The organism is Dyadobacter koreensis (assembly GCF_900108855.1).
Taxonomy (GTDB): Bacteria; Bacteroidota; Bacteroidia; order Cytophagales; family Spirosomataceae; genus Dyadobacter; species Dyadobacter koreensis.
In genome coordinates this window covers 138,434-155,346 of record NZ_FNXY01000008.1, presented here as the reverse complement: position 1 = coordinate 155,346, position 16,913 = coordinate 138,434, and the positions used below count along the sequence as shown (strand labels likewise).

Genomic DNA, 16,913 nt, shown 5'->3' with positions numbered 1-16,913 from the left:
ACCACAAATGGGCACAGTATTTTTTAGACAGGTTAATGTAGAATTAGTATCTGTTATAATATTCTTACTTTTACAAATAGAATTTTTTCTAACGCTCGCTATTTTAAACCATTACCACCATTCACCATGGGTAGTACGCCAAAAAAACTATTAATTTTCGGGTTGTCGATACTTGCATTTATTGCTATTTACTTTGCCCTGTTTGCTCCCAAGGACGAGTTGCCGTCAGAGACGGGAAATGCCGTCAAGGACGAACAGGACAATACTTCAGTATACCTTTCATCGCTGGCTGACCTGAAAGGAAATCCGGTCTCGATGGATAAAAACAAACTGGTATTCCTGAATGTCTGGGCAACCTGGTGCGGACCATGTAATATGGAAATGCCTGGAATTCAGAGATTATTCAATCAATATAAAAACAACGAAAAGATTGCCTTTTACATCGTTTCAGATGAAGATGCAGAGACTGTAAATCCGTTCATTGCGCGCAAAGGGTATGAGCTTCCGTTTTACCAATACGCCGGTACATATCCGGCAGCATTGGATGGAAACGCCATTCCAAGAACTTATATTATCTACAATGGAAAAGTTCTTGCACAGGAAATCGGAGCTTCACAATGGGATCGCCCGGAGGTAATCGACCTGATTGAAAAACAACTGGCCGACATTTAAAAGAAGCCGTTGCAATACAAAAAAAAACGAGGTCCGGAAGTTACCGGGCCTCGTTTTTTTACGATAATATTGTAAGGACTATTCTACGATGAAAGTTCCTTTCATCAACGCATAGTGACCTGGGAAGCTGCAGATATAAGTATATGTTCCTTTTTTAGGAGCAGTAAATTCAATTGTATCGCTTTCGCCGCCGCCAACTAATTTAGTGTGAGCGATGATGCTGGCTTCTTCCGACTTAGGAATATATTCAGTTTCTCTTGCAGCAGCAGCTTTTGAAGCAAATGCAGCAATATCAGTTCCTGTTTTTAGCAATACGAAATTGTGTCCCATAGCAGCTTTGGCAAGTTTACCAGAGTGCGTCAGAGTAAGTTTAACTTTTTGTCCTGCTTTAACTTTAATTTCCTTCACATCAAACTGCATAGCATCGCTACCTTTAATAACGATAGCTTTTGCCTGCTTAACATCGCGTACTTCCGAAGTACCAAGTGATTTTGCCTGTAACGGGCTGACAGAAACGGCTCCAAAAGCCATAACTGCGGCAAGAAGCAATACGCTGGACTTAATCATTTTCATATTAGGATATGGATAAACTTTATTGTTGAAAATTAACTGGCGCAAGTTAGTATATGGAACAATAAAAAAACAATCCATTAACAATTGTTTGAATATAAAATGTCAGAAAAGGATTTTGTACTGGTCTTTAACTGCTTTCCCGACACATATGAGGGATAGAACGACGATATAATGATTGAGATCAAGCGGGTGCATAGGGAGCGGAATGTTCTGTGCCTTAGCGGCAACTGCCAGAAGCGTCATTGCAAAAACGACCCATAAAGCGCTCTTGTATCGATATGCAAGTCCAAGGCAGGAAGTACACAAGGTTACGATAATACAAAAGGGCTGGATAATCATCGCTACATACTCCACTTTGTAAAAAAGAATACTGGCAAAAAGAAGCAGGCCAATCGAAATAGTGGAAACCAACACCAGATTGCTAATCGGATATCTCATAATCAAACTGTACGAAGCAACGACAAGGCAGACAGCACCTAATGTCATTTCAGCTGATTGCGTTACAGAATGCAGGAATTCCAACTTTTCCCAGCCCGCAAATACAATCAATTCCACACCTGCATTAATCGATATACTTAATAAAAAAATGCCCCATAATAACCTGCTGTTTAAAGACTGCGACTTAAAATATTTCAAAAAAACAAAGGCGGCTGCTGTACTTAAGACAAGGTTCGAAAAGATATGGGAATTCGTCAGTATATTCATGGGCGATTTTAATATTATCGATAAAGCAATTTACAAATTATAGTTTCATTTTGCTACTTCGTCCTTTTCGAGCTACTTTTACCAAAAAAACTGATTTACCAACATGAGCGTTTTAGTTAATAAAAATTCTAAGATTATAGTTCAGGGATTTACGGGTTCTGAGGGTTCTTTTCATGCCCAGCAAATGATCGAGTACGGAACTAATGTAGTCGGCGGTGTAACGCCAGGCAAAGGAGGACTTTTCCACCTTGACAGACCTGTGTTCAATACAGTAGAACAGTCTGTTCGTTCTACAGGCGCTGACGTAGCAATCATTTTCGTGCCGCCGGCTTTTGCCGCTGATGCTATTATGGAAGCTGCTGACGCAGGTATTGGCGTAATCGTTTGTATAACTGAAGGTATTCCTACGAAGGATATGATGCAGGCGAAACAGTATATCCAGGGTAAAAATGTCCGTCTGATTGGTCCTAACTGTCCGGGTATTATCACTGCTGAGGAATGTAAAGTGGGTATCATGCCAGGCTTTATCTTCAAAAAAGGAACTGTCGGTATTGTTTCAAAATCCGGAACATTGACTTATGAAGCCGTTGATCAGCTTACACGTGCCGGCCTTGGACAAACAACAGCAATCGGTATCGGTGGTGATCCGATTATTGGAACTACTACCAAGGAAGCTGTTGAATTACTTATGAATGACCCTGAAACAGAGGCTATTGTCATGATCGGTGAAATCGGCGGAAGCATGGAAGCTGATGCTGCAAATTATATCAAATCGACTGGCAACCTAAAACCTGTTGTAGGATTTATTGCTGGTAAAACTGCTCCGAAAGGACGTCGTATGGGCCACGCTGGTGCGATCATCGGTGGAGCTGACGATACTGCCGAGGCCAAAATACGTATCATGGAAGAATCCGGTATCTTTGTTGCAGAATCACCTGCCCTGATCGGTGAAACTATGCTTTTGGCTTTGGGAAGAAAATAATAACAGTATCACAATATAATATTTTATGAAAGGGCTGGGGAAACCCCGCCCTTTCTTGTAGCAATGAAGTCAATTCATTCACTGCTTTTCCTTGTCGTCATTACGGCATTGCTTTTCGCCGGCACCGCTGCCAGGGGAGCCGAGAAGGCTTTGCCACCTGAGCAGTTTTTCCCTGTTTATGATTATCAGAATGACTGGCTCGTTTACAGTAACCAGTACAAGAATTATGTGCCATTTTCCAAAGGCATTAATGAAGGCACACGATCCGTCAGTTTGTATGTCGATCTCTTAAAGAATCGCCGGTATTTTTTATTAGTAAAGGCAGAGAATGAAAGTTACTTGTTCCTGGAAGGTGCTTTACAGAAAAAACTGCTTAAAGACGAATGGCTCGAATTGAATATCGACAGCCTTTTCCGTATCTATAAAAAGGAAGAATTGTTACTCTCGGTTTATGGCAACGCAGGTATTGAAGATAAAAGCGTACTGATATGTAATAAAAAACAACAGGATTATGTCGGCTCGCTTGAAAAGACTGCTTCAACACTTATCAATATAAAGCCAATAAATTTTTCGCCTTTTAGTAATTTTTCTATTCTGGCAATGCTGATCATTCTTATCCTGAATGTTTGGATTTTCAACCTGAATCCAATGGCTTTCTCACGTGTGATCAACCCGCTGGAATTTTTCAATAATGACCCGAGAGAGCAGCTCTCGAAATTGAATAAACCATACAGCAATAATGTCATATTTCTTGTCATTACAGTCTCAATGCTGATGGGTTTTGTACTAATGTTTTTTTCGCACAACAAAGTAAATCTATTCTCTGTCTCCACAATTTTATCAGAAGAAACCAACACAATTCAGTATCTGATAGATTTTTTAATGCTTTCCCTAATCTTTTTTTTACTGACTTACGGCAAGTTTATTTTTATGGTTTTGGTGGGACAAATGCTAAATCTCGATAAACTTGTTGACACACTGTTCCTAAAAATAATACAATCCTCATACTACTTTTATATTGCATTGTTTCTTCTTGTTTTTATGCTAAGCATAGACAATGCCAGATGGCTTATTCCACTCCGTCCATACATCATGTTCCCCTTCCTGATTTTTTATGGAATTCGGTTCATTACGCTGTATATCGTAAGCAAGCCTCCAACTTCATTTATTAATCTCTATTTATTTTCGTACCTTTGCGTCATCGAAATAATCCCGTTGATTATCGGCATAAAGTTCGCTATGTAAGTTTCAGGGATCATTTTGAAATTAAACTAATGAGAATTATACATGAGTGAGACCATCAAATTTGATCAGGATCGGCTCAAAAAGGTTACCAGCATTCTGGTAAGCCAATCAAGGCCGGCCGACGAAAATTCCCCTTATTTTGAAATAGCTAAGAAGTATGGTATCAAAGTGGATTTTCGGCCATTTATCCAGATAGACGGAATCTCTTATAAGGAGTTTCGTAAACAAAAGATTAATATCCTGGATCACACGGCAGTGATTTTCACCAGTCGTAATGCTATTGACCATTTCTTCAGGATCTGCGCCGAAGGGCGCGTGGAGGTTCCTGCTACCATGAAATATTTCTGTATATCAGAACAGACAGCGAACTATCTGCAGAAGTATATCGTAATCAGGAAACGCAAGATTTTTGCAGGTACCAAGACAGCGGTAGAGCTGATTGAGCTCATCCGTAAACACAAGAAGGAAAAATTCTTGTATCCATGCTCAGACGTGCGTAAAAATGAAATTCCTGAGTTTGCAGATACAGAAGAGTTTCAATTCACCGAAGCCACTATGTATCAGACCGTTTCATCCGATCTTTCTGATCTGGAAGACGTCTATTATGATATCATTGCATTCTTTAGTCCGTCAGGAATAAAGTCTTTGTTCGACAATTTCCCGGATTTCAAACAGAATGTTACACGCATTGCTGCTTTTGGCCCAACAACTGCAAAGGCCGTTGAGGATGCAGGTTTAATTCTTGATATTCAAGCACCTTTACCAAACGCTCCGTCAATGACTGGTGCTTTGGAATTATATATTCGTAAAGCCAATAATATATAACATATTTTACGTAGTAGAAAGGCCGGGAAAATTTCCCGGCCTTTTTTATTATTATGTCAATTTTTTTCCTGAATATGCGTTATTGAAATAAACCTCTGAAGCACTCAAGTGTTCTTATAAACAAAATCTATACGCATGACCTTAACGTTTATCTACCGTAACATACAATGGGGCTGTTTAGTAGGTATAATATTATTTATATCTCCTGGTGCATTTGCTCAAAAAGATGCTCAGTTCAGTTTATTTTCGTTAAATCAGCTTTACCTTAACCCAGCCGCTGCCGGTGCTGACGGACTAACTAAGTTCAGCCTGACGCACCGATCACAATATGCCGGCTACCAGGCAACAAATGAAGACGACGGCGGCGCACTGTCTACCCAAATGTTTTCGTTCAGTATGCCGATTAAAAATTTCGGTATCGGCTTTTATGCGCTGAATGACAAGAGTGGTCCGCGTAACGATCAGGATTTTAAACTTTCAGCATCTTATCATTTTCCCCTTGCGGGCGGCAATTTACATATTGGTGCAAGCGCCGGACTTTTCCGTCAGTCACTTGACTATGGAAAATTGAGGGCCCGTGATCCTGATGATCCCTTAATACAAACAGGTACTATTTCAGAAATAAATCCGGATTTCGCTGTGGGGGCTCGTTATGTCAGCGACGCCTTCTATGTAGGTGCTTCTTTAAATCATTTGTTAGAACCAAAATATCAGCTCGGGTCTGAAAACGCCACAAATCCGCTGCCTAAGACCGTATATTTAAATGCGGGAGTCAATATAGAAGTCGGGTATTTATTAGACGTTCAACCTATCGTTTTGGTTAAATCCGATATTACCACTGTCTCCCTTGAAGGTGGAGCAACCGTAACGTTTAATAAAAGATATTGGGCAGGGGCAACTTACAGACAGCAGGATACTTATTTCATCGTTATGGGAGGAATTTACCTGTTGCCGGATCAATCCTTGAGATTATCTGGCGCCTATGATATGGTTATCGGCGGAAATAAAGTAAAATCCCCTTCTTCTTTTGAAGTAATGTTATCCTATGCACTACCTTCTCCACAATTTGGAAAGAAAACCATTATCAGAACTCCTCGTTTTAGATTTTAGTAAAAATAGTGAGTTTTAGACGCAACAGACAATCAACATAATATCCAATCAAAAAGCAAAACATTGCAATTTGACCTGGAAATTAGGTTTTATTTTATCAGGTTTTTAAAAATACGGTCAGACACATGTCGTTCAGTTTGCAAAACTTTGATTTATATTTGTAAAATTTTTGAGTGTTATACCAACAACTGGCATTCTTACGTTAAGTCGAATAAAATGAATGATGTAATCTCAGATGTACAGGGAAGCATTTCTGCCTCCCGTAGGATTCATTTGAAATGCCCGTTACTTTTGTTTTTATTTTAAGTATACTATATATTAATCGATTGACGTTTTTAGGCTAACATTTATTCTTTCAAATATCAAAACCACTATGAATGTTAAAGTGATCTATCGGGATGGAGTCAAAAGTTTGCTTTTGATAGCTGCTCTTATGCTGATGCAAAGTTGCGGATTTATCAAAAATAAATTTGGCAAGGGAGGAAAAGAAGACGTCGGTATTTCGAACGGGGAAATTACGGCGACCGCGCGTAAAGGCTTTAAACAAACAACACCTGCCGGAATGGTAATGATACCTTCGGGTTCATTTACAATGGGACAGGCGGATGAAGACATTGCTTCATCTATGAACAACATGAACAGACGCGTGACTATCAGTTCCTTCTTTATGGACGACACCGAGATCACAAACAATGAATATCGTCAATTCGTAAATGCCCTTCTTGTAGACTCAGTTTCCGTACTGGGTGAAGAAGAGATCATGACAAAGTATTATCCTGATACTACGGCATGGAAAAAAGATTTTGCTTATTCTAACGGAGATCCATTTGTAGAATATTACTATCAGCATCCAGGTTTTGATACTTATCCTGTTGTAGGTGTAAGTTGGTTAGGCGCTCAATACTTTGCTAAATGGCGTACAAACCTTTATCACGATTTTCAGAACAAAGAAGGGATGTTCAACTCAACTGGCTTCCGTCTTCCTAGTGAAGCTGAGTGGGAATGGGCAGCGCGTGGAGGCCGTGCAGTAGCAAAATATCCATGGGGTAATCCATACACGATGAACACAAAAGGTTGCTTCCTGGCAAACTTCAAACCGCAGCGTGGAAACTATGACGCGGACGGGTATCCTTACACTGGTCCGGCTAATGCTTACAATCCCAACGATTTCGGTTTGTACAATATGGCCGGAAACGTTGCAGAGTGGACGCTCGATGCATTCACCGATAACGCAACGGCTATTGTATGGGATATGAACCCGAGATACGATAATCCTGACGAGCCTCGTAAAGTTGTAAAAGGCGGATCATGGAAAGATGTTGCATACTTCTTACAAACAGGTACACGTACATTCGAGTACGAAACAGAACGCAGAGCATTTATCGGCTTCCGTTGTGTGATGGATAACGTAAATGGCCGTGCCGGTGGACGTGCACGTCGTTAAAAAATCTTACGCAAAGAAGTTGCAGCTGATTCAGGCTGCACTTTCTTTGCGTCATCGTTTTAAACAATTCAACAAATTTCAATAATCACTATTCACTATAACCGATTTCAATTCGTATGGCTAAGAGTAACGGATCTAGTTTTTTATGGGATAAACTAGTACCAACAATATACAGCGCGGGTGCTGCAGTTGTTATTTTGGGAGCTTTATTTAAAATCCAACACTGGGATGGAGGTAGTGAAATGCTTACGCTGGGTTTAGGAACAGAAGTTGGTATTTTCTTATTATACGCACTACAAACTCTAACACAATCAACTAATTCAGATCCTGATTGGACACGTGTTTATCCAGAGCTTGCTGATGATTACAATGGTCCTGCGATCACGCGAGGAACTACTGCAACAGGAAGCGGCATTACTGCCAAATTGGATAACATGCTTGATAATGCGAAAATATCACCGGATGTATTTGACAGCTTAGGAAAAGGATTTAGAAATCTTTCAGAAACAGTTGGTAAAATCACCGATTTGACTGACGCAACAGTAGCTACAAATGACTACGCTAAAAACGTAAAGTCAGCTTCTCTTGCCATGAACGATATGAATAAGTCTTATGGCGTTGCAATAACGGCAATGACTTCTATGGCCGATGCTACAAAAGATGCACAGTCATACCGTGACCAGTTTCAGCAAATCACTAAAAACATGGGTGCTTTGAACGCTGTTTATGAACTTGAACTTCAGGACACAACAAAACATCTTAAAGCGATGAATGCATTCTATGGCAACTTGACTGCTGCGATGGAAAATATGGCTGATGCTACCAAAGAATCACAGGTGTTTAAAAATGAGATGTCGAAATTGACTACAAATATCTCTTCACTAAACAGTATTTATGGTAATATGCTGACTGCAATGCGCGGTAATGCATAATATTCATCCAGACAAACTGAGTTGTAAACCCGAAAGGCACATCTTGTTTGTTATCTAAACTATTTAATCACTGATAACTGATTACTGAACAATATGGCAGGTGGAAAAGAAACACCCCGTCAGAAGATGATTGGAATGATGTATCTGGTTCTTACAGCAATGCTCGCATTGCAGGTAAGTTCAGCCATTATAGAAAAATTCATGCTACTGAACAATTCTTTGGAACTTTCTTCCGGAGCAGCCAATAAAATAAACCAGGAGACCGTACTAAAAATTAAGGCAGCAGTTGAAAAAGCAGGAAATCGCGGAGCCGACGTTGCTGTCTTGAATCAAGCTGATGAAGTACGGAAAAATTCGGCTAATATAATTAATGAAATAAACAGTCTGAAACAGGAGATCATTACCAATGCTGGTGGAGGATTGAATGAACAAGGAGGTATCAAAAATCCACAGGAAGAAGGTAAGGTTGCAGAATTGATGATCGGTGGACAAAAAAACGGAAAGGCTTACAAATTGAAACAAAGCCTGGATAACTACACGGGTCAATTGAGCCAGTTGACTCCGACCAAATTCCAGTCACTTGCTTTGGATGGTAAGGACGATCCGATTACGAAAACAAGTGTTGATCAGAAAAACAAGGATTTTGCTGAATTGAACTTTGCTCAAACACCGGTTGCCGCTGCATTGGCAGTACTAAGCCAGAAACAAACTGATATTCGCAGAATGGAAAGTGAAGTTTTGAGCTTTCTTGCGAGTAAAGTTGGAGCTGCTGATATCAAGTTTGACCGCGTTTTGGCCATGATCAGTGCTGATGCCAAAACTGTTGTCGCTGGTACAAAATTCAAAGGAGATATGTTTATCGCTGCTTCCGCTAGTGGAATAACGCCTCGTATGAGTTTGAACGGCGCCGGAGTTAAGGTTGAAAATGGTGTTGGTAAAATTGAATTTACTGCGCAAGGTGGTGGATATAATGCAGAAGGTATTGCTCGTCGTGAATTATCCGGATCAATCTCCTTCCCTACTCCATCAGGACGTGATACTACCGTTAACCTTAGGCAGGAATATTTCGTCGTTAAGCCTACTTATCAAATTGAAACAGGAACTTTACCTCCCTTGTATTTGGGTTGCGCGAATAAGCTGAGTATCCAAAGCCCTGCGTTAGGTGCCCTTTGGGCTCCAAGTTTCTCAACTGACGGTGGAGAAATTATCAACAGCGGCCAGAAAGGTAAATTTACGATTGTACCAAACAGAGCTCAGCTTAACCTGACAGTTAGTAACCAGGGTAACGTTCTTGGAACTGAACCTTTCCGGGTAAGACTTGTACCGAAGCCAACTATTGAGATTCGTGTTAATGGAACTGCACTGGATGAACGTCGTGGTATCGCAGCAAGTGCAGCACGTAGCGTTCAGGTGGTAGCATTACCTGATGAAAGTTTTAAAACATTTTCTCCGGAAGACGCTCGTTTTCGCGTTTCTTCGATTCAGGTTTCATTGGCAAGAGGTGCAAGACGTATTGGAAATCCGGTCAGTTTAAATGGAGGAGGCTCTATTTCTTCACTGGCACAACAAGCTGAGCCTGGTGATCGTTATGTGATTGAAGTATTAAAAGTAGAACGTCAAAATTTCAAGGGAAATGTTAGCGAAGTTGAAATGGGTCAGCTAATCAGATCTGTTCCGCTTAACTAATCATGGTATTGCTGATTGGATAGGATAAAAATATAAGCAATGAGAAGAATGAACGGAAAAACAATTGCATGGTCAATTCTGTCCCTTACAATGGGGTCCACCATGGTATTTGCTCAGGAGAAGGAAGACTCTACCGCGAACCAATTTTCGTCACATCCAATCAGTGATGGTGACGTAATGATGAAAAGAACGTTATGGAGACGAGTGGATCTTAAGGAGAAACAAAACTCTTCTATGTTCTCTAAAAACAACGAGATCACAAGATATCTATTGGAAGCGGCAAAAGCTGGTCTTATTGACGCTTACACAAACGATTCTTGTACTACTAAACTATCGAGTGATCTGATCCATAAAAAACTGCTTATACCAAATCAGACAGCGGGTTTGTCTGCTGAGGAAATTGCCGCTGGTTTTGGTAAACCAGCTACTAACGGCGGTGGATGGGATGATAAACCAAAGGTAGACGCTAAACCGACTGAAAAAGCTGTGGCGGCTGACGATGGATGGGGAGCACCTGCTAAAAAAGCTGCGGTGGAAGACGATGGCTGGGGAGCACCCAAGCCAAAGAAAAAAGGAGCAAAGGGTAAGGCTATAAAAGAAGAGCCACCGGTTGTTGCCGCAGCACCGGTTGATACTTTCCAGGTAGCTGCAACGATGGCGACTGAGGAAGAGTTTTTCCCGGATCAAATTAATTTGATGGAGGTTAAGGAAGACTGGACTTTTGACAAAAAACGTTCTCGTTTGTATATGGACATTCAGGCAATCACATTGCTGATTCCTTCGGACATGAACGCAGCGACAGGTCTTGAATTACCCATCGCTTCGTTCCGTTACAAAGATGTTGAACGTCTTTTCAGAAGTGATCCTAAAAAGTACATCTGGTACAATAATAAAAACACAGCTCAAAATAAAAACCTTGCAGATGCCTTCGATTTACGCTTGTTCTACGGACGTATTACAAAATACTCTAATGCCGCTGACAAATCGTTTATTGACATCTACAAAGGAGATAAAGAAGCTCTTATCAAGTCTTTGAACTACGAACAGGAGTTGATGGAACTTGAACATGGTCTTTGGGAATATTAATTCCCGATTCTTTTACAACAAAAACGGAGATGCCAGTTTAGCGTCTCCGTTTTTGTTATTCTAGCCAGATATAAAATTTTCAATATAGAAGTTATATAATCGCGAGCTGAAACGATAACCCAGGACAAAATCAGTACCGGACAACTAAAAGTCCCGATCATTTGGAACGGGACTTTCAAATTTCCACAAAAGTTTACTTCTTTTTGTACAGAATTGTTTTCTTAGCGACGCTATCATTTAAGCCAAGTGCTGAAATTGTCTCTTCATAACTTTTCCAATTAACGTCCGCTGAAAGTCTTGCTCCACTTGAAGCAGGCATCAACACGATTCGTATATCATCAAAGTTTCTCGTTGGTGCTGTATCTGTATCCTCAGACCAACCAGTTGTCAAGATGTCGAGAAAGAAAGTGGCCTGGTCAACCCCATGCACAAACGTAAAATTGCTTACGGTAGAGCCTTCGAATTGAATTATACCCGGAAGTGGCCACCACACACCAAGTGATTTTCCATAAACCATCACAACCAGGCTACTATCATATGCTGCCTGATCAGCTGCGGAAAGGTTTTCTGCCAGCACGAAAGAAAGGTCTCCATTGGTTCCGGTCCCTGAAACTGCACCAGTTGTTAAAATAAATGCAGAAGCTGATCCTCCTTCACCTGCGGGTCCGGCAGGACCTGTTGCTCCTGTTTCCCCCTTTTCTCCTTGTGGTCCTACCGCCCCATCATCACCTTTACAACCTGCCAAAAATGCCATGAAGCATACGCAAACCACCAATAATAATTTTTTGTACATAAAAGTAAAAGTTTAAGAATGAGTAATAGTTATTAAGTAAAGATTGAATTTATTAGGTATACGCTACAAAATGGTAAAGTGATGAATTTGTAACATAATATTTTATCAGAAGAATCAACTCAGCTATCAGACTTCTTGTTCAAAGAATCTATTCCAGCGTCGATCGGTTTATATGCTGTATATTCATCCAGAATATCCTTGTTTGACTCTGGTAACTGCATATCTATTTTCCAGTTCATTGTTGCAGCAAGCTGGAACATCATCAATTGAACCTGATTGGTCGCAATGCGTGGAAGATCACTTTGCAACGCCTTTTCATTCATCGTCTGCTTTGCTTCATTTAAAATTGAAGTATAATCGTCGCTTTGAAATCTGTTAAGCCAGCCCTGCTCAATATCGTAAAATTTGTAATCCGTATCCATTGAAAGAACTTCTGGCTCCGGAAAATAATCAATGACCATTTTTTTCTCCAATCCCTCGATATGATAACGAAGTTTTCCAAAATCATATCCAACCAGCACCTTGGCTTTCGCAATTATTAATGCCTTCTTTTTGTCCTTAATCAAATTCCAGATGTTCTTGTCATGCTGATAATTATAAATTTCTGTGAAGTAGCCCTCTGCCATAACTACCTTAAAAACCTTCTCAATTCTTTCCAGTAAAATTGTAGCTTCCCGTTGCGGTTCCGAATTGCTGCCAAGCCGCCGCGACCAGAAATAATAGGCGCCCGCCCCAAGGCTTCCTCCCAGCATAACGGATAAAATAAAAAAAAGTAGTGTGCTCATTTCCATGATGTGTATTTTTGTGTTTACTAAAATCACATAAAAAGTCCAGAATGCCAAACAGCCAGGCAAAATACCTAATTACCGTTGCCGGTCCCACTGCGGTGGGAAAAACTGAACTTTCGATCAGGCTCGCCCAGGCATTGGAGACTGAAATTATCTCCGCTGACTCACGACAAATATTCCGGGAATTATCGATTGGTACGGCAAAGCCAAACGAACAGGAATTGAGTGCAGCACCTCATCATTTTATCAATTCCCATTCCATAACCGAATCGTATAGCGCCGGTGATTTTGAACGAGACGCGCTCAGCAAACTGGACGAGCTGTTCAAGAGTCATAATTTTGTTTTGATGACAGGCGGTTCAGGCTTATACGTTAAAGCTGTTTGCGAGGGACTGGATGCGTTACCAGCACCTCTCGAAGGTCTTCGGGAGGCATTAACCATGCGTCTGGAAAACGAAGGCCTCGAAGTTTTACAAGAAGAAATTACTGCAATAGATCCGGATTTTGGAGCTACAAAAGAAATTCATAATCCTCAGCGTGTTGTTCGCGCCCTGGAAGTTTTCAAAACAACCGGAGTTCCCATTTCTCAATATCAGCAAAAAAATATCCAGCAGCGCCCATTCAGACAGATTCTGATCGCCCTTGACCGCGACCGGAAAGAATTGTATGAACGCATAGATCTGCGAATGGATCTAATGTTAAAAGAGGGATTGGTTGAAGAAGCAAAAAGTGTTATCCAATTTCGGGATTGCCACGCTTTGCAGACCGTCGGTTATAAAGAAGTATATGCCCATCTGGATGGTTTATATGATGAGAAGGAAATGATTCGCCTTTTAAAGCAAAATTCAAGAAGATATGCAAAAAGGCAACTAACCTGGTTTCGCCATCAGGGCGACTTCAACTGGTTTCGTCCGGATCAATTTGACGAAATATTAAATTTCATTAAGACAGAAGCCGGTTTAATCTAGATCTTGTAGTAAGATCCGGATTAGACCGGCTTCGGCTGGATCGGCTTAATTTATGCTTCTTCTTCTAACTCTCTGTAAGCAAGAATTCCTCCCAAAACGTTACGCACATTTGTGAAACCCAGTGATTCCAGATATTTAGCCGCTTTTCCGCTTCTTGCACCAGAACGGCAATGGATTATTATTTCAGAATCCTTCAAAGGCTCCAGCTCCGCCACATGATCAGGCAATTCGGCCAAAGGAATCAAAATTGCTCCCAGATTATCTTCTTCAAACTCATGTTCTTCACGCACGTCGTAGAAATTCAATTCTTCACCGTTGTCCAAACGTTCTTTTAATTCCTCTACTGTGATATCCATAATAATTTTGTTATAATACTTCTTAAAATCTATTTTACTATCAACATTTTTTGCACAAAAGATCGTTTCCCATCAGAAGCTTTTAATAAATACATTCCGTCCGGTAAATCACGGATCGTTACAGACAATGTTCCGCTTTGAGGCGTAAGCGTCTGAGCAAGAGCTCCCGTTATAGAGAAAATATCTATTTTCCTTATCTGCTTATTTTTCCAATTTAAGACGCCGTTGTTCGGATTGGGAAAGAAGTAAGCATCTTTTTCAAATTCCTCAGTCCCTGTAACCACACCAGCTGCTTTCCCGCCCATATAAGGACGCAGCATTATGCTACCATTTAATCCGGTGTCTTTTACCCATTCAGTACCTAAATTAAAAAATACCTCATTCCTGCCTAATAAAGAATTGCGGTCAAAACCTATACTCAAAGGCTCTTCATTGATTTGCAGCCATCCTACGTAAAAAGTATCGGCTACTGCAACCGGATTATCAAATGCATACTGAACCAAACTGTCCCGACTGGCAGGATATCTGGCGGCCACTGCTTTTTGAACGACTAGCTGATCAGGTTTCCCATTTTTATTGTTCCAAACTTGCAATGTGAATGATTGTCCTGAAATATCTTTATTAAAAGGAACGATAGACATCCGTATGCCAGCCAGCGTATCGGGTTTTGAAAGTGCAAACCTGACAACAGCACGTGCAAGCCGCTGGTTAATCTGAACACCATATTCTGCACCTCCGTCGTCGTACGCGTAATAATCACTTAAATCAGCGCGCGCGCTGATTGTATCATTTCTTCGAAGATTCACAGATGGAATCGTCGGATTTTGATCGTCCGTTGTAATCAGATTGAATTTATAACGCAGCTTTAAAGCTTTCAGCGATTTGTCTTCCGCGATCTGATTAAGCGCAATCGACTTTTTCTGAGTCTGACTTCCGCCTATAAAAACAGATGCCGAACCGTTATAATTTTGAAATTGCTTCCCGGTAAGTTCATCCTTAACCGTAAATGTATACGTTGTAAAATTAAAATTATTGAATAAATTCAGAATATCTGTCCCGACAGAATCAGCCGTTGCCTGTCTTGGATTCACCCAAAATTGCTTCAAGGGCATTGAAGTATATTTTTTCAGAAAGGGCGTCAACGGTTTTCGAACAGCAATGTCTTTGATAAACCGGTCATTGATCGATCTGCCCTTATTCAGATAAAGATAATCCAGATGCCAGGTATCGTAAGCGCCGGAAAGCCTGCCATAAGCCCGAAATCGAAATTGGAAATCTGCATGCAGAAACGCAGCATTTCTTACAGGAATGAATTCCTGTTTGAATAAGGAATCGTAAACCATTCCGTTTTGCTGCCATACCGAAACCCATTGTTTGTTCTGGTTTAGAAATTCGAGACGCAAAGTATCATTTTCATCCGGAAATTCTCCGAGCCCCTTTGCAAGCCAGTAAAAGCTCAAATAAACAGAATCGCCTGGCGTCAATCCCCCGAGATTAATCGCAACCGAGGTTAGTGTATCAGTATTTCCCTGAGAAAGTTGATTGGTATAATTATAGGGCACGCCACTTGAATTTAACCCATCAAAAGTGGCCATATTGACAGACGGATGCGTGGTTGCCAGCGTATTATTGACGTAAACACCACTCCCTGACATCCAGAAAGCAGGATCGGGACGCGAGGAAGCGGTGGTTGAAAAGTCGTCAAAAAACGGCAGATTTATAGAAGCCTGCATCCTTGCCGACTGTTGAGTTGTTGATTCCGGATTTGGATTTTGACTAATCGGGACAAGCCTTAATTGCCCATACACATTATTGAACTGAACGGTCGCCAGTATCCAAAATGTGATTATCCAATATTTAAAAGTTTCTTCGAAAATTGCTTTATGGTTGTGTGCTTTCTCCATTTGTGGCATTTGGTTCCGCGCCTGCCGGAATTACCCAGAGGTCAATTACATCGCCGATTCGAACTTTACCGCCTCCTTCAGGATTTTGTTTTGCCACCGTACCGGGAATCTGGCCTTCTTCCGCCGTGATTTCCATGACCTGACCAACTTTTAATCCTGCTCCAACGATCTGGACTTTGGCTTCGTCCAATGGCATTCCAATAACAGAAGGTAATTCAAACTGGGCAGAACCCAAGCCTTCGCCCAGTTCAAGATCGATTTTTGACCCTTTGGCGATAGGCTGGCCGGGTAAAATTTCAACGCCTTTATACATTTGTCTTAAAACGGCATTTTGCGCCATATCCGGCACATAAGAAATTGTTCCTTCTTCAAGACCCAGACTTTTAAGCTGCATCTGCGCACTTCTGTGCGTCATATCTGTCAGCTTCGGCATTTTAATAAGCGGTGCTGTCAAAGCGACAACGGTAATATATATTTTTCTTCCTTCCTTAACTTTTGCACCGGGTTTCGGATATTGTTGAATAACAGTCAACGGAGGAATATTGGCAACATAAGTTGAATCCACTTCATATCGAAGATCACGACTATCCAGAAAATCTTCAATTTCACTCAGATTTTTTTTACGCAGATCCGGCACAGTGATCGCTTCTCCGTGATTTGTTGTGAATGGAAGATAAATGAAGAAAAAGCCAAGAAAAAATACCAGTATAAGTGATACTACAATGCCTATATGTACGAAAAGATCCTTGCGGGATTGTGTGCTAATTTTTGCCATGGAAAAACATGATGCGGTAACTTTCTAAAAACGGTAAAAATAGAAGGAATATTTCAAGATGCAAACACC

The 16,913-nt window shown here is 40.9% G+C and carries 17 protein-coding genes; 10 read left to right on the top strand and 7 right to left on the bottom strand.

All coding sequences use genetic code 11. The features are described 5' to 3' along the window. The first annotated feature begins 126 nt into the window (after window positions 1-126). Entirely contained in the window at window positions 127-672 is a 546-nt protein-coding gene (locus BMY70_RS24065) for a TlpA family protein disulfide reductase (protein ID WP_090339230.1), read from the top strand. Window positions 673-750: 78 nt separating this feature from the next. On the opposite strand, the gene azu is transcribed toward BMY70_RS24065, so the two are convergent. Together azu and BMY70_RS24055 are read right to left on the bottom strand one after the other, a co-directional pair. After that, window positions 751-1,323: an azurin gene (gene azu, locus BMY70_RS24060; protein WP_229209754.1), complete on the bottom strand. Its 573-nt coding sequence runs from the start codon at window positions 1,321-1,323 to the stop codon at window positions 751-753. Window positions 1,324-1,347: 24 nt separating this feature from the next. After that, window positions 1,348-1,950, bottom strand: a complete 603-nt coding sequence (locus tag BMY70_RS24055; protein ID WP_090339227.1) for a hypothetical protein — start codon at window positions 1,948-1,950, stop codon at window positions 1,348-1,350. Between the two features lie 103 nt (window positions 1,951-2,053). On the opposite strand from BMY70_RS24055, the gene sucD reads away from it, so the two are divergent. The 8 genes from sucD to porN all read left to right on the top strand — a co-directional run bounded on the left by sucD (window position 2,054) and on the right by porN (window position 11,260). Next, entirely contained in the window at window positions 2,054-2,932 is an 879-nt protein-coding gene (gene sucD, locus BMY70_RS24050; RefSeq protein WP_090339224.1) for a succinate--CoA ligase subunit alpha, read from the top strand. Between the two features lie 63 nt (window positions 2,933-2,995). Further along, a complete protein-coding gene (locus tag BMY70_RS24045; RefSeq protein WP_090339222.1) occupies window positions 2,996-4,177 on the top strand; it encodes a DUF4271 domain-containing protein in 1,182 nt (393 codons plus the stop codon). A 42-nt stretch (window positions 4,178-4,219) separates the two neighbouring features. Continuing rightward, complete coding sequence (locus tag BMY70_RS24040; RefSeq protein WP_090339219.1) at window positions 4,220-5,002, top strand: uroporphyrinogen-III synthase; 783 nt, start codon at window positions 4,220-4,222, stop codon at window positions 5,000-5,002. 135 nt (window positions 5,003-5,137) lie between these two features. Next, on the top strand, window positions 5,138-6,112 hold the full coding sequence (locus BMY70_RS24035; RefSeq protein ID WP_177197127.1) for a PorP/SprF family type IX secretion system membrane protein: 975 nt from the start codon (window positions 5,138-5,140) through the stop codon (window positions 6,110-6,112). Between the two features lie 373 nt (window positions 6,113-6,485). Beyond that, the gene (porK, locus tag BMY70_RS24030; protein WP_090339218.1) at window positions 6,486-7,556 is read left to right on the top strand and encodes a T9SS ring complex lipoprotein PorK/GldK; all 1,071 of its coding nucleotides are present in this window, start codon (window positions 6,486-6,488) and stop codon (window positions 7,554-7,556) included. Window positions 7,557-7,672: 116 nt separating this feature from the next. Continuing rightward, window positions 7,673-8,488: a type IX secretion system motor protein PorL/GldL gene (gene porL, locus BMY70_RS24025; RefSeq protein WP_090339215.1), complete on the top strand. Its 816-nt coding sequence runs from the start codon at window positions 7,673-7,675 to the stop codon at window positions 8,486-8,488. A gap of 93 nt (window positions 8,489-8,581) precedes the next feature. Then, the gene (gene porM / locus BMY70_RS24020) at window positions 8,582-10,174 is read left to right on the top strand and encodes a type IX secretion system motor protein PorM/GldM (RefSeq protein ID WP_090339213.1); all 1,593 of its coding nucleotides are present in this window, start codon (window positions 8,582-8,584) and stop codon (window positions 10,172-10,174) included. A gap of 48 nt (window positions 10,175-10,222) precedes the next feature. Beyond that, window positions 10,223-11,260, top strand: coding sequence for a type IX secretion system ring subunit PorN/GldN (gene porN / locus BMY70_RS24015; RefSeq protein WP_090339821.1), 1,038 nt, complete (start codon window positions 10,223-10,225; stop codon window positions 11,258-11,260). 193 nt (window positions 11,261-11,453) lie between these two features. Here porN and BMY70_RS31500 read toward each other — a convergent pair whose 3' ends face one another. Further along, entirely contained in the window at window positions 11,454-12,053 is a 600-nt protein-coding gene (locus BMY70_RS31500) for a hypothetical protein (protein ID WP_177197126.1), read from the bottom strand. Between the two features lie 119 nt (window positions 12,054-12,172). Continuing rightward, entirely contained in the window at window positions 12,173-12,838 is a 666-nt protein-coding gene (locus BMY70_RS24005; RefSeq protein ID WP_310590659.1) for a DUF4230 domain-containing protein, read from the bottom strand. A 50-nt stretch (window positions 12,839-12,888) separates the two neighbouring features. Between BMY70_RS24005 and miaA the strand changes: the two genes are divergently transcribed. Next, window positions 12,889-13,809, top strand: coding sequence for a tRNA (adenosine(37)-N6)-dimethylallyltransferase MiaA (gene miaA, locus BMY70_RS24000; protein WP_090339204.1), 921 nt, complete (start codon window positions 12,889-12,891; stop codon window positions 13,807-13,809). Between the two features lie 50 nt (window positions 13,810-13,859). Here miaA and BMY70_RS23995 read toward each other — a convergent pair whose 3' ends face one another. Genes BMY70_RS23995 through BMY70_RS23985 form a run of 3 tightly spaced genes read right to left on the bottom strand, consistent with a single transcriptional unit; the run spans window position 13,860 to window position 16,844 of the window. Then, window positions 13,860-14,165 carry a rhodanese-like domain-containing protein gene (locus BMY70_RS23995; protein WP_090339202.1) on the bottom strand — a complete coding sequence of 102 codons (306 nt, stop codon included), beginning with the start codon at window positions 14,163-14,165 and terminating at the stop codon, window positions 13,860-13,862. Window positions 14,166-14,194: 29 nt separating this feature from the next. Next, window positions 14,195-16,069: a T9SS type A sorting domain-containing protein gene (locus tag BMY70_RS23990; RefSeq protein WP_090339200.1), complete on the bottom strand. Its 1,875-nt coding sequence runs from the start codon at window positions 16,067-16,069 to the stop codon at window positions 14,195-14,197. Then, a complete protein-coding gene (locus tag BMY70_RS23985) occupies window positions 16,047-16,844 on the bottom strand; it encodes a PASTA domain-containing protein (RefSeq protein ID WP_090339198.1) in 798 nt (265 codons plus the stop codon). The genes BMY70_RS23990 and BMY70_RS23985 overlap by 23 nt, the downstream gene beginning before the upstream one ends. Window positions 16,845-16,913 lie beyond the last annotated feature (69 nt).